The following is a 12651-nucleotide window of genomic DNA, read 5'->3' on the forward strand; positions in this document are numbered from 1 at the left end:
TTTGCACCTTATTTGAAATAGGCTATGCAAAATCCGGTAATCATACTTGGTGCCCAGAAACTGGGTACGGCAGCTCTCGATATCTTCAACAGCAACAACGTGGTGGTGTACTGCTTCCTCGACGACAGCAAGGACCTGCAGCAGCAGGAACTCAACAACGTGTCGGTGATGAGCAGTACTGAAGACAGCGAATTCCTGAAACTGATCGGCAAAAAATGCGACGTGTTTGTAGCCGTAGAGGACTCAGCCGCCCGCAAAGGTCTCATCAAAATGCTCAAAGACGAGTATAAAGTGGTGCCTGTCAATGCCATTCATACATTCAGCGCCGTGTCAGAATTCGCCTGGCTCGGCCACGGCAACATGGTGGGTTCAGGTGCCATTGTGAACAACAATGCGAAAATAGGCAACTACAACATCATCGAATCCCGTGCGCTGGTGGACACCAAAGCCGAGATCGGCGACAACGTGCAGATCGGAGCAGGTGCTATCATCAACTCGGAAGTGGTGGTGGAAGACGGTGCTTTTATCGGCACAGGCGCTGTAATCGTGTCGGGTGTGAAGATCGGTAAGAATGCCCGTGTAGGCGCTGGCTCTGTGGTCGTAGCCAACGTGCCCGCCAAAGCCACTGTGTTCGGCAACCCCGCCGCACCGGTTAAGTAATTTTATACCTGTCCTGTTTTCGAAAACCGAACTGACCAAAGTCATTTTTGGTTAAAAAGAAAAGCAGGAAATTTGAAAAAGTTTTAAAGTTAGAAAGGTATAAGTTAGAAAGTTGAATTGTAGGGAAGGTCGCGATCTGTCTAATCGTGCACAAACAACAATTTAACCATCAACAATTAAACAATTTAAATCAAACACTTAGTTGAACCTAAGCAGTTATGAACAAGCCATACAGCATACTACTGTACTACTGCTACACACCGATAGCAGACCCCGAGGCGTTCCGGGAGGAGCACCATTTACTTTGCCTGGAGCTCAATTTGCTCGGCCGCATCATCATCTCCAAAGAAGGCCTCAACGGCACCGTTTCCGGCCTGAAAGAAGACTGCGACAAGTACATGGAGATTGTAAAAGCCGATCCGCGCTTCGCTAAGGTTGACTTTAAGGTAGACGAGTCCGATAAGCATGCCTTTGCCAAGTTGCATGTGCGCACCAAAGTTGAGATCGTGCACTCCGGCCTGCTGCACATCGACCCGAACGTGCGCACAGGTATACACCTGGAGCCGAGGGAGTTCAAGGAAATGAAAGACCGCGACGACGTGGTGATCATGGACATGCGCTCGGATTACGAGTACAGCGTGGGCCGCTTCAAGAATGCTGTGACGCTGGACATTGAGAATTTCCGTGAGTTTCCGGAGAAGATCGATGCGCTGAAGGAAGAGCTGAAAGGCAAGAAGATCCTGACCTACTGTACTGGCGGTATCAAATGCGAGAAGGCCAGTGCCTTCCTGTTGGAGCAGGGCTTTGAGGACGTGTACCAGCTGCATGGCGGCATCATCAAATACGGCAAAGAGGCCGGCGGCGAAGATTTCGAGGGTAAGTGCTACGTGTTCGACAACCGCGTGGCTGTGGACGTGAACACCGTGAACCCGAAAGTGATCTCTAAATGTCACGTATGCGGCACCGTGGAAGACCGCATGGTGAACTGCGCCAATCCGGTGTGCAACCTGCATGTGCCGATCTGCGAGAAATGTGGCTGGGAACTGGAAGGAGCCTGCTCTACGGAGTGCAAAGAGCACCCGGAAAAGCGTGCTTATGATGGCACAGGCTATTACCAGAAAAACCTGAATGGCTACAATCCGCTAAAAGGATTCAACCGTCGCAAGACTTCTACCGTATCTAACTAAGTATTCTCTAAAGCAAGGAAAAGCGTGCGCTCGTCAGCCACGCTTTTCTTTTTTAAAAACGTATCACGTATTTCGTATCACGTAGCACGATGCCTTCAGAGAGTGCCGGAATAAGGACTGATTGACAAAGGACAAAAGGTTTCTCGGAAACGGTTATACCTTCGGCGCACAGTCCTTTGTCTTTTGTCAAAATATCTTTCGTCTACCTTCCCGAAAGTCGTGCTACGTGATACGTTAAAAGTGATACTCAAAAAACAACCACATGGCAATTCCAGCTTCAGAACTGATCATCAATAAGAACGGCACCATTTACCACCTCAACCTGCAGCCGGAGCATATATCGGATACCATCATCACGGTAGGCGATCCCGACCGCGTGCCGATGGTGAGCAAGTATTTCGACGAGATGGAGGTACAGATCACCAAGCGTGAATTCGTAACCCACACCGGCTACTACAAAGGCAAGCGCCTTACGGTTATCTCCACAGGTATGGGCACCGACAACATCGACATTCTGATGAACGAGCTGGACGCCCTGGTGAACATTGATTTCCAGTCGCGGGAGCCAAATGAAGAGAAGATCGCGTTGAAGATCGTGCGGATTGGCACCTCAGGCTCGCTGCAGTCGGATATTCCGCTGGGCAGTCATTTGGCGTCGCATTTTGGTGTCGGGCTGGACTCGCTGATGGAGTTTTACCCGCTGGAACAGGACGAGAACGAGCAAAGTATCTCCAAAGCCCTGCAAGAACAATTGGGAGTGGGTTTCCGACCTTATGTGGTAAATGGCTCGAAGAGTCTGATCGAGAAAATCGCCTTTGACATGATTCCGGGGAACACACTCACCTGCCCGGGTTTCTATGCACCACAGGGCCGTGTGCTGCGTGGCGGCCTTCGCAACCCGGATTTGCTCCAGGTATACCAAAACTTCCGCGTGTGCGATTTTCAGCTCACCAACTTCGAGATGGAGACAGCCGGCTATTACGCCATGGGCCGTTTGCTGGGCCACGAAATGCTGTCCCTCAACGCCATTGTCGCCAACCGCATTTCACAGGAGTTCGCTACCAATGCGGAGGAGGTGATTGACAGCCTGATTGTGAAGGTGTTGGAGAGAATCTGATCAGTTAGAAAGTTTAGAAGGTAGAAAGTTAAAAAGTCGGGTAAGTCGCAGCCTGTCCGAATCGTGCACGGGTAGCTATTCTTTTAATCTTTTGCTATACCCACAGAACCAAAACAGCCCGCAGCGAAGTTTTACCTTCTGTCGCGGGCTGTTTTGGTTCTGCTACATTTCGTTTAAAAGTATAGCGAAGTGTCAGGTGAGTAGGGTGTTGCGCCATTAGCTGTTCTCAATCTTCAGGATGGATTTCAAGGGCAGAAACATTCCCGATTTCAGCAGGACGAACTTATCGTCGTAGCACCAAACAGTGGTTTCCACTTTCTTCACATCGCCATCGTCGGTGCAAAAGGTAATGGTTGCTTTGTTGCGGTAAGCGTTGCCTAAAATAGTGGCGCGGTTAGCTTCGTAGTAGCGGATACTGCGGGCAGCGGGGTCTTGCAACACATCTTCGGTGCTAAAACGCAGCATCGGGATCCGCTCCTTTTCGATCAGGCTGGCTCTCTTCTCGGTCCTCTTCATAGTCGTAAAATTTTAGTGTTGGCAGGTTTATAACCACAAAACATGCCACACTGTTATTTTGGTTCTAAGAAGAGCGCACTTCAAAAAGAATGTTCTCCGAGTGTAGTCCTAACTTTAAAAGGGATAAATAGTGAAGTAGAGGAACGAGATTAGTTCTACAGGCGCATCTTTTCAGTAGTTTCTGCAGCCTTTTTAGATGCTTCTTCTCTCTGTTCATCGCTCACGAAAAATATGCCTACCGTAATTATAACGATGCATAATACGATAGCAATAAATGACCATTTAACGATTTTGTCTGATTTCATATAAGATAGAGTTAAATAGATTAAATGAATTATATAACAATATACAAATATCAGTATTAACTGCAAATTGGTAAGTTTATTTACCAAAGCTATTGAGGGAGAGGTTTTACAAAATCAGTTCTCTAAAAGTGAAGGAGGTTAGTTTGTGTTTTTGAGCAAGTTGAAAGACAGCTTCAAGTGTTTGAGGGGATAAGCTGTAGCCCGTAGTGTCCTCCGAAATGTTGTGGGCATAAATAAGGATGGCCTCTTTGTTCTGGGCTGCCCGTTTGAAGCCTGCCTCCAAATCCTGCAGCGTAACTCCGCTGTTGCTGTCTATACCCAGGCCATGTACCAAACGGCTGCCATCGTATTGGTAAAAAATTCTGTCCACTTCGTCTATACCTTTTCCTGCCACTTTCCAGGAATCGCCGCGCAAAAGATGGAAGTATTTGGTTAACTCCCTATCAGACGTAAGGGAACGGGCTCCATAAGGATAGGCAAAGGTAGAGGGGGTAAATCCAATTGACTGCATAGCCTGAATGGCAGGCGTGATTTCACGTGCAACATAGGCAGCCATACCATGCTCTTTGATGAATTTAGATGAATTTTCGTGAAGAAAACCATGGGAGGCAATCTCGTGCCCATCTGCCGCTAACTCCTGCAGCATTTGTATTTCAGCTGGAGTAAGCTGATGCGGCATGGTAAGAAAGAAGGTTGCCCTTACCTGATACTTTTTGAACAGCCCTCTGTGTTTATGCCATTCACTGACGTACTTATCATCGAAACTGATTGAGAAAGCAGGTTGAGCAGGACGATTGTAGGTATAAGTAGGCTCAAATAGAAAATATACAGTCCAACTCGAGGCTGTGGCTAATGTAAGCGCAAGTATAGCCCAAAGGATATGTGTCCGCATAAATCAGGTTATACCTACAGCCTCTGCAAAAAAGCCATCGTGTCCACACCATCCGCATAATCCCAGGGCATGGGGCACTGGGCGTCACCGAAAGGTATGGAGCCCTCGAGCCAGCCATGGGCAGAAACCACGCATTGTGTCTTGTTCTTTACCGCAGCCAGTTTCTGGCGCAGGTCCGGCAGGGAAGTAAAGGTTTCAAAGAACAGTACCGAGATAGGGGAGACCAGTTGCTCACTTTTCTGAATTAACAGGAAGCCATTATCGAAGTGCGGCACGCGGTTGACCAGCATGATGGACTTGTTGTAGTCGTAGTTGTTCTGGTACTTGTGGTGGTTGAGAATCGTTTGGTGGTGCTCGTTAGCTTCGTACAGTTTGTCGAAGGTATAGCCCTCGGGCACGAATACCTTGGAAACGTTGCGGCAGCCTAAACCATAATACTGGAAAATATCGTTGCCCAGGGCACGCAGGTCTTCCTCTTCTTCGTGACCCGTCAGGATGCCGATGCTGGTGCGGTTCTTCCGGATGATGTGCGGGCGCTTGGCAAAGTAGTACTCAAAATAGCGGGCCGTATTGTCGGAGCCGGTCGCGATGATGGCGTCAGCTTCTTTGAGCATGTCCACGAACTCAAACTGGTTGGCGAAGGCAGGCTCTATACCTACCAGCATGCTGGCAAGACGGCGCATGAGCACATCGTCGTCGGAGCTCAGCTTGGCCAGCAGGAAGTGGCCACTCAGCAAAACCGACATAAAATCGTGGAAACCGACCATCGGAATGTTGCCCGCCATCACCACGCCAACCTTTTTGGGTGTAACCTGTTTGAGGTGGTACGGGTAAAGCCATTCACGGAGATACTGTTCATCGAGCAGGGTCGTGACGCCCTGCAGGGCCGCCGCAACGTTGTCCTCGTCAAACCACGGATTCTTGGCCTGGGCAATCAGGGACAGCGCCTTGCGCTCTTCCGGCGTCAAATCCTGCAGTTGCTTTCCCAATTTCACGAAAGCTTCGATTCTGTTCTCTAATGTCATGGCAAACCGCTGTGTTAAAAATTATTTGATAAGGATACTTAATGTTCCTAATTTTGTTCGGTAAATAAAGCGATACAAAAGTACTAAAAATATACAGGAGATACGATTATGGCGATAATGATCACGGATGAGTGTATAAACTGTGGCGCCTGCGAACCGGAATGTCCGAACACTGCCATTTACGAGGGCGGTGCGGAGTGGACCTGGGGCGGTGGCACGGCTCTGAAGGAAGTTGAGATTGACGGTGGCGAAATCATACCTGGTGATGCCGCGCAGCCTCCGATTTCGGACGAGTTCTATTACATTGTATCAGATAAGTGTACCGAGTGCATGGGCTTCCACGAAGAGCCTCAGTGTGCCGCTGTCTGCCCGGTGGATTGCTGCGTCGACGACCCGGACTACCGCGAGACAGAAGAGGAGCTATTGGCGAAAAAAGACTGGCTGCACCAGGCCAGCTAAGGTATAGCCTACACCAAAAGCACAAAAAACCTGTCTCTTGCGACAGGTTTTTTATTTTTAGCCTTTTCAACCTTAAAAGAGGATCAGAATTTATTGCGTAGGGAGCTATGGGTACTTGACTTGAAATCAATCCTTCACTATTCAGGCGTCCTTTATCCTTTGTCAAAATTTCTTTTGTCTAAGTACCTATACCCATGGAAGAGCAACTGCACCAGGACAAGACTTTCGAGAAGATCATTTACCCAAGCAAAGCCATCAAAGGGCGTGAGTTCGAGGACTGCGTGTTCAAAAACTGCGATTTCTCAAACGGCGATTTCTCCAGCAACCGCTTCACCGACTGCGAGTTCATTGGCTGCAACCTGGCCATGCTGAAGCTGTGTGGAGCAACCCTGAACACCGTAACCTTCAAAGAGTGCAAGCTAACAGGTATAAACTTCGGAGAGTGCGAGGAGTTTCTGTTCACCGTCGGTTTTGAGGGTTGCCTGATGGACTATACCTCATTCCTGAGACGCAAAATGCCGAAAACGCACTTTATCAATTGTTCTCTAAAGAATGCCGTATTTGAGCAGGCCACCCTCACGAAGGCCAGGTTTGGCAATACCGACCTGGCCGGGGCAGTCTTCGAGCGAACCAACCTGGGCGAAGCTGATCTGGTCACGGCTTACAATTACATCATCGACCCGGAACAGAACATCATCAAAAAAGCGAAGTTCTCGCAAAACGGTCTGTCGGGCTTGCTGGTCAGGTATGATATCCGGATTGAGTAAGGTATAGCAAGGTATAGAGGTAGCTAAAGCTGTTAAGTAAAGTCAAAGCAGCTTACTGTCATTTCGAACGCCAGTGAGAAATCCGGATTATTGAGAAAGTAATTGATTCAGATTTCTCACTGGCGTTCGAAATGACACAGAATACCTGTATGGGGCAACTTCAGGTATAGCCCACAACAATCCACAATTAGCAATAAACAATTAGCACAAAATCCCTAATTTTGCCTTTTGGCGCAAATAGTAGAAATAATCCGTTTAAGATGTCGATTTCAACGAAATATAACCCCAGAGAAGTAGAAGAGAAGTGGTACAGCAGCTGGATGCAGCGCGGCTTCTTCCGTTCTACGCCTAACCCGAAAAAGGAACCTTACACCATCGTGATTCCGCCGCCAAACGTAACGGGCGTGCTGCACATGGGCCACATGCTCAACAACACGATTCAGGATGTGCTGATTCGTCGTGCGCGCATGAAGGGCAAGGAGGCCTGCTGGGTACCGGGCACCGACCACGCCTCTATCGCCACGGAGGCGAAAGTAGTGGCCATGCTCAAGGAAAGAGGCATTGAAAAGAAAGATATTTCCCGCGAGGAGTTCCTGGAGTACGCCTGGGAGTGGAAAGAGAAGTACGGTGGCATCATTCTGGAGCAGCTCAAAAAACTGGGCGCTTCCTGCGACTGGGACCGTACCCGCTTCACGATGGAAGACGACCTGAGCGAAGCCGTGATCGAGGTGTTTGTGGACCTGTACCGCAAAGGCCAGATCTACCGCGGTGTGCGCATGGTGAACTGGGATCCGCTGGGCCGTACAGCCCTTTCGGATGAAGAAGTGGTGCCAAAAGACACCATGGCCAAGATGTACCACCTGAACTACGAAGTAGTGGGTGGCGCAGAGCCGACTTACATCACCGTAGCAACCTCACGTCCGGAGACGATCATGGCCGACGTGGCCGTGGCCGTGAACCCGAACGATGAGCGCTATACCCACCTGCACGGCAAATCAGTACGCATACCTTTGCTGGGCAAAGAGATTCCGGTGATTCTGGATGAGTACGTGTCGATCGAGTTTGGTACGGGTGCCCTGAAAGTGACGCCGGCGCACGACCTGAACGACTACGAACTGGGCCAGAAGCACAACCTGCCGACCATCGACATCCTCAACGACGACGGTACGCTGAATGAAAAGGCGCAGCTATACGTTGGTCAGGACCGTTTCGCGGCCCGTCGCAACATCGTAAAAGACCTGCAGGAAGCTGGTTTGCTGGTGAAAATCGACGAGTATGCGAGCGTGCTGCAGACGTCAGAGCGAACCGGCGCTGTGATTGAGCCACGTTTGTCAATGCAGTGGTGGTGCAAGATGGAGGAGATGGCAAAGCCAGCCCTCGACGCTGTGATGAACGACGAGATTCGCCTGCACCCGCCAAAGTTCAAGAACATGTACCGCTCCTGGATGGAGAACGTGCACGACTGGTGTATTTCGCGACAGCTGTGGTGGGGACAGCGTATACCTGCCTACTACCTGCCAGATGGCTCGTTTGTAGTAGCAACTACGCCTGAAGACGCACTGGAACTGGCCCGCAAGCAAAGCGGCAACGCGAACCTGCAGGCAAGTGAGCTGCGACAGGACGATGACGTGCTCGATACCTGGTTCTCTTCCTGGCTGTGGCCTATTTCTGTTTTCGACGGCTTCAAAGACCCGGATAACAAAGACATCCTATACTATTACCCGACCAACGACCTCGTGACGGCGCCTGAGATTCTGTTCTTCTGGGTAGCGCGTATGATCATGGCGGGCTACGAGTTCCGCAAGGAAGCGCCTTTCCGCAACGTATACCTGACCGGTATCGTGCGCGATGCGCAGGGGCGCAAGATGTCCAAATCGCTGGGCAACTCACCGGACCCGCTCGACCTGATCGACCAGTACGGTGCCGACGGCGTGCGTGCCGGTATGCTGTTCAGCTCCCCGGCCGGTAACGACCTGCTGTTCGACGAGAAACTGGTGGAGCAGGGCCGTAACTTCAGCAACAAGATCTGGAACGCCTACCGCCTGATCAAAGGATGGGAAGTGGACGAGAGCCTGCCGTGCCCGAACGAAACGGCCATGGCTTGGTTTGACTCACGCTTCAACGAGGCCTTTGTACAGTTGGAAGACCACTTCAGCAAATTCCGTATTTCGGATGCCCTGCTGACGGTGTACAAACTGGTATGGGACGACTTCTGCTCGAGCTACCTGGAGATGATCAAGCCGGCCTACCAGCAGCCGATCGACAGGCAGACGCTCGATACGACCATCGTATACCTGGAGAAAATCCTGAAAGTGCTGCATCCGTTCATGCCGTTCATTACAGAGGAGATTTGGCAGGACCTGAAAGAGCGCAAGGACAAAGAATACCTGATTGTGGCAGCCTGGCCAAAGCAGGACAAGTTCGACAAGGAGCTAAACGAGAAAATGGAGGCTGTGCTCAAAATCGTAGCCGCTATCCGCAACATCCGCAACTCGAAGAATATATCACCGAACAAGTCGCTTGATCTGGCCATCAAAGTGATGAACCAGGATGGTTACGATGACTTTATCAGCATCATTCGCAAGCTGGCCAACATCAATGAAGTAACGCTCGTGCAGGAAAGCGTGGAAGGCGCTATCAGCTTCGTAGAGGCCGGCGACGAGTTCTTCATCCCGATGGAGGGCAATATTGATGTGGAAGCCGAGAGGGATCGTCTGCAGAAGGAACTGGAGTACACCAGAGGCTTCCTGAACTCGGTGGTGAAGAAGCTTAGCAACGAGCGCTTTGTGAGCGGCGCCCCGGAAGCGGTCATCGCCAACGAGCGCAAGAAGCAGGCGGATGCCGAAGCGAAGATTCACGCCATTGAGCAGAGTCTGGCCTCGCTTTAAGGTACAGCGACTTATAATGGCAGCGGCCGTTCTCGTGAGGGAACGGCCGCTGTTGTTTTTACTCCTTGCTCAACTCCACTACCAACCTGTCCAATTCATCTTTTACCTTCGGCATGACGTCACTAAGACCTAGCTTTTTCTTCGAATACACAAGTTCCACGTGGCGATCGTCGATTTTGTACTCGAGCAGGCCCTGCTCGTCTTCGGTGAGGTAGTAAAGTTTGATAAGCGCATCGGTGGTGGAAACAGCGTAAGTACGAAACTTGAAGTTGTTCTGAATGCGCTGTTGCGTGGGGGCCCGGTTTTCGAGGTAGCGTTGGGTCACGACTGTGTCAAGTGCTATTGTGGTTTCGATTTGGCGAATGGCTTTGATGTTGCCCTCGCTGAAGCGCCACGTCTGTATATGGTGCCTGCCCTGCTGCCTGGCGCTGTATTTACTTTCTGAAAGGTTGATGCTGGCTATCAAATAGAACAGCTCCAGATCGCTTTCAATCGTCCGCATAGAAGGGCTTAACGTAGCGTTGTCGCTGATAAAGACGGACGTGCTGGCCAGTATCTTAGAATCTTTGCGAAGATCCTGGCCCAACTGCAGATTACTGTCTTGGTTAAATAAGAAAGCGAAGAGTACAGGAAACAGAAGCGAGAGTGGGGTCATAGCATTTGGTTTTATACCTGTTTTCCTATACTCAAATACCGTGCAGAAAGCTACAAAGCGGAGCTATCCACCACCCGCCAGGTAATATTCCCGTTGTTCACTTCGTATTTCAAAATCATGTAGCCCCCGATGTGGCCATCTTCGTAATAGGCCATCGCATAGCGGTCGTTCAAAATGCGGCTGTCACGGATGGCCATGGTGCCGCCCGCTACGCCCTCTCTAGGTATAAGCTGCCTTTGCTTGCGGTTCAGGTCATTCAGCAGGTCCACTTCCGGGTTGCGCAGGCCTTTTTTGCGGAGCTTCTGGATATCGCTCTCGCTGAGGCTGCCCATTTCGTCCACAAACTCCACACCGCCCGGAGGCACCACCGCCATCGTATCAGGTGGCAGCACTATCTCTTCCAGCGAGTCAGTTTCGGCTACTTCCTGATCCAGTTGCTGGCTGGTTTCGGCTATTTTGTTGTCGGCAATACGCAGTCGGCTCTCGGCGTCATTTTTTTGCCAGTAGAAATAAATGGCTGCGAACAGAAAGATGGCGGCTACGATCCAGGCGATGGCACTCTTCATAGTTTTGTAGTTGGGTTATACTTCCTCATTAACGGAAGCGCGTTAAAACAGATAGTCCAATATTAGTAAAAAGGTATATGGAATGCTATACCTGCAAAAAAGCCCGCCCCATTTTCTGAGGCAGGCTTTCTATCTATACCTGAAGTCTTTTGTCTTTCGTCAAAAACTCCTTTGTCAAAAGTTAAATCGACTGGTTCACATCGAAGTTCTCGAGGTAATCCGCTACACGGCGCACGAACATGCCACCCAGCGAGCCGTCCACCACGCGGTGGTCGTACGAGTGCGACAGGAACATGAAGTGACGGATACCGATCAAGTCGCCTTCCGGAGTCTCGATCACGGCAGGCTTCTTCTTGATAGCGCCCACGGCCATGATGGCCACCTGCGGCTGCATGATGATCGGGGTTCCCATCACGTTGCCAAATGAACCTACGTTCGATACGGTATAGGTACCGCCTGCCAGGTCGTCTGGCGTCAGTTTGTTGATACGCCCACGGTTGGCCAGGTCATTTACCTTTTTGGTCAGACCGTTCAAGTTGAGCTGGTCGGCGTTTTTGATGTTCGGCACGATCAGGTTACCGCTTGGCAGGGCCACAGCCATACCGATGTTGATGTCTTTGTGGCGGATGATGTTGCCACCGTCCACCGACACGTTGATCATCGGGAAGTCCTTGATCGCTTTGGCAATCGCGTCGATGAAGATCGGTGTAAAGGTCAGGTTTTCGCCTTCGCGTCTCTTATAGTCGTTCTTCCACTTATTTCTCCAGTTCACGATGTTGGTCACGTCGGCTTCCACGAAAGAAGTTACGTGCGGAGAAATGCGCTTGCTGTCCACCATACGGTCGGCAATCATCTTGCGCATGCGGTCCATCTCGATGATCTCCACATTACCACTGTAAGAGGCGGCTGGCTTCGAAGCGGCAGGGACAGCCTGCGTTTGCGGCTGAGCTGCTGGCGCTGGTGCGGCCTGTGGCTGCGTCGTTGCAACAGGAGCCTGTGCCTGCGGCTGGGCCTGTGGAGCGGCAGCTTGCTGCGGCGCGTTTTTGCGGCCCTCTACATAGGTCAGGATATCTTTTTTGGAAACGCGACCCTCTTTGCCGGTGCCTGGAATGTACTCCAGTTCCTGCATCGAGATGCCTTCTTCGCGGGCAATGTTGAGCACCAGCGGCGAGTAGAAACGGCCGGAGGCTGGCTGGTCGAGTTTAACGACGGCGGCGTCAGCAGAAGCGGCTGCAGGCTGTGCAGCTGCCTGTGGCGCCGGAGCGGCGGCAGGAGCTTCTGTAGCGGCCGGGGCAGGAGCGGCAGTGTCTTCGCCGTTGGTAGAGATAATGGCGATCGGGGCGCCCACGGCTACCACGTCACCTTCCTGTACCAGTATCTCCTTCAGCACGCCGCCCTGAATGGCAGGTACTTCCGTGTCCACTTTGTCTGTAGCTACTTCCAGCACCGACTCATCCTGCTCAATCGTGTCACCCACGTTTTTGAGCCATTTCAGAACGGTACCTTCCATGATACTCTCACCCATTTTGGGCATAATCATTTCTACAAGTGCCATATTTTATTTATTCGTTGTTCTATTAAGGGACAGTTTTTGGGCCGCAGGAAACAGAAAAG

At 50.9% G+C, this 12651-nt stretch carries 13 protein-coding genes; 6 read left to right on the forward strand and 7 right to left on the reverse strand.

Annotated elements, in window-relative coordinates:
* Positions 1–24 precede the first annotated feature (24 nt).
* From IEV97_RS18035 to IEV97_RS18045, 3 genes are all read left to right on the forward strand, one after another.
* Complete coding sequence (locus tag IEV97_RS18035) at positions 25–660, forward strand: NeuD/PglB/VioB family sugar acetyltransferase (protein WP_188502892.1); 636 nt, start codon at positions 25–27, stop codon at positions 658–660.
* A gap of 218 nt (positions 661–878) precedes the next feature.
* On the forward strand, positions 879–1847 hold the full coding sequence (gene trhO / locus IEV97_RS18040; protein WP_188502893.1) for an oxygen-dependent tRNA uridine(34) hydroxylase TrhO: 969 nt from the start codon (positions 879–881) through the stop codon (positions 1845–1847).
* 262 nt (positions 1848–2109) lie between these two features.
* Positions 2110–2964, forward strand: coding sequence for a nucleoside phosphorylase (locus tag IEV97_RS18045; protein WP_188502894.1), 855 nt, complete (start codon positions 2110–2112; stop codon positions 2962–2964).
* A 216-nt stretch (positions 2965–3180) separates the two neighbouring features.
* Here the strand turns inward: IEV97_RS18045 and IEV97_RS18050 are convergent, their stop codons facing one another.
* From IEV97_RS18050 to IEV97_RS18065, 4 genes are all read right to left on the reverse strand, one after another.
* Complete coding sequence (locus IEV97_RS18050) at positions 3181–3480, reverse strand: hypothetical protein (protein WP_188502895.1); 300 nt, start codon at positions 3478–3480, stop codon at positions 3181–3183.
* 155 nt (positions 3481–3635) lie between these two features.
* Positions 3636–3785 carry a hypothetical protein gene (locus IEV97_RS18055; RefSeq protein ID WP_188502896.1) on the reverse strand — a complete coding sequence of 50 codons (150 nt, stop codon included), beginning with the start codon at positions 3783–3785 and terminating at the stop codon, positions 3636–3638.
* Between the two features lie 106 nt (positions 3786–3891).
* Positions 3892–4677, reverse strand: a complete 786-nt coding sequence (locus IEV97_RS18060) for a polysaccharide deacetylase family protein (RefSeq protein WP_188502897.1) — start codon at positions 4675–4677, stop codon at positions 3892–3894.
* Positions 4678–4691: 14 nt separating this feature from the next.
* Positions 4692–5702, reverse strand: coding sequence for an acyl-CoA reductase (locus IEV97_RS18065; RefSeq protein ID WP_188502898.1), 1011 nt, complete (start codon positions 5700–5702; stop codon positions 4692–4694).
* Positions 5703–5810: 108 nt separating this feature from the next.
* Here IEV97_RS18065 and IEV97_RS18070 point away from each other — a divergent pair, with 108 nt between their 5' ends.
* The 3 genes from IEV97_RS18070 (at position 5811) to IEV97_RS18080 (ending at position 9816) form a co-directional block, all read left to right on the forward strand.
* Entirely contained in the window at positions 5811–6161 is a 351-nt protein-coding gene (locus tag IEV97_RS18070) for a 4Fe-4S dicluster domain-containing protein (protein WP_116542782.1), read from the forward strand.
* Positions 6162–6355: 194 nt separating this feature from the next.
* Positions 6356–6928 (forward strand): pentapeptide repeat-containing protein, encoded by a 573-nt coding sequence (locus IEV97_RS18075; protein WP_188502899.1) that lies wholly within the window; start codon positions 6356–6358, stop codon positions 6926–6928.
* A gap of 260 nt (positions 6929–7188) precedes the next feature.
* Positions 7189–9816, forward strand: a complete 2628-nt coding sequence (locus IEV97_RS18080; protein WP_188502900.1) for a valine--tRNA ligase — start codon at positions 7189–7191, stop codon at positions 9814–9816.
* 58 nt (positions 9817–9874) lie between these two features.
* Here the strand turns inward: IEV97_RS18080 and IEV97_RS18085 are convergent, their stop codons facing one another.
* The 3 genes from IEV97_RS18085 to IEV97_RS18095 form a co-directional block, all read right to left on the reverse strand.
* Positions 9875–10471, reverse strand: a complete 597-nt coding sequence (locus IEV97_RS18085; RefSeq protein WP_188502901.1) for a hypothetical protein — start codon at positions 10469–10471, stop codon at positions 9875–9877.
* A gap of 50 nt (positions 10472–10521) precedes the next feature.
* On the reverse strand, positions 10522–11037 hold the full coding sequence (locus tag IEV97_RS18090; protein WP_188502902.1) for a hypothetical protein: 516 nt from the start codon (positions 11035–11037) through the stop codon (positions 10522–10524).
* A 181-nt stretch (positions 11038–11218) separates the two neighbouring features.
* Positions 11219–12592 (reverse strand): dihydrolipoamide acetyltransferase family protein, encoded by a 1374-nt coding sequence (locus tag IEV97_RS18095; RefSeq protein WP_188502903.1) that lies wholly within the window; start codon positions 12590–12592, stop codon positions 11219–11221.
* Positions 12593–12651: the final 59 nt, after the last annotated feature.

It is taken from the genome of Pontibacter amylolyticus (assembly GCF_014638845.1).
GTDB lineage: Bacteria > Bacteroidota > Bacteroidia > Cytophagales > Hymenobacteraceae > Pontibacter > Pontibacter amylolyticus.

Coding starts and splice junctions, on each gene's coding strand:
- trhO (WP_188502893.1), top strand. CDS start 879: ATGAACAAGCCATACAGCATACTACTGTACTACTGCTACACACCGATA.
- IEV97_RS18075 (WP_188502899.1), top strand. CDS start 6,356: ATGGAAGAGCAACTGCACCAGGACAAGACTTTCGAGAAGATCATTTAC.
- IEV97_RS18095 (WP_188502903.1), bottom strand. CDS start 12,592: ATGGCACTTGTAGAAATGATTATGCCCAAAATGGGTGAGAGTATCATG.
- IEV97_RS18060 (WP_188502897.1), bottom strand. CDS start 4,677: ATGCGGACACATATCCTTTGGGCTATACTTGCGCTTACATTAGCCACA.
- IEV97_RS18080 (WP_188502900.1), top strand. CDS start 7,189: ATGTCGATTTCAACGAAATATAACCCCAGAGAAGTAGAAGAGAAGTGG.
- IEV97_RS18045 (WP_188502894.1), top strand. CDS start 2,110: ATGGCAATTCCAGCTTCAGAACTGATCATCAATAAGAACGGCACCATT.
- IEV97_RS18055 (WP_188502896.1), bottom strand. CDS start 3,785: ATGAAATCAGACAAAATCGTTAAATGGTCATTTATTGCTATCGTATTA.
- IEV97_RS18035 (WP_188502892.1), top strand. CDS start 25: ATGCAAAATCCGGTAATCATACTTGGTGCCCAGAAACTGGGTACGGCA.
- IEV97_RS18090 (WP_188502902.1), bottom strand. CDS start 11,037: ATGAAGAGTGCCATCGCCTGGATCGTAGCCGCCATCTTTCTGTTCGCA.
- IEV97_RS18050 (WP_188502895.1), bottom strand. CDS start 3,480: ATGAAGAGGACCGAGAAGAGAGCCAGCCTGATCGAAAAGGAGCGGATC.
- IEV97_RS18085 (WP_188502901.1), bottom strand. CDS start 10,471: ATGACCCCACTCTCGCTTCTGTTTCCTGTACTCTTCGCTTTCTTATTT.
- IEV97_RS18065 (WP_188502898.1), bottom strand. CDS start 5,702: ATGACATTAGAGAACAGAATCGAAGCTTTCGTGAAATTGGGAAAGCAA.
- IEV97_RS18070 (WP_116542782.1), top strand. CDS start 5,811: ATGGCGATAATGATCACGGATGAGTGTATAAACTGTGGCGCCTGCGAA.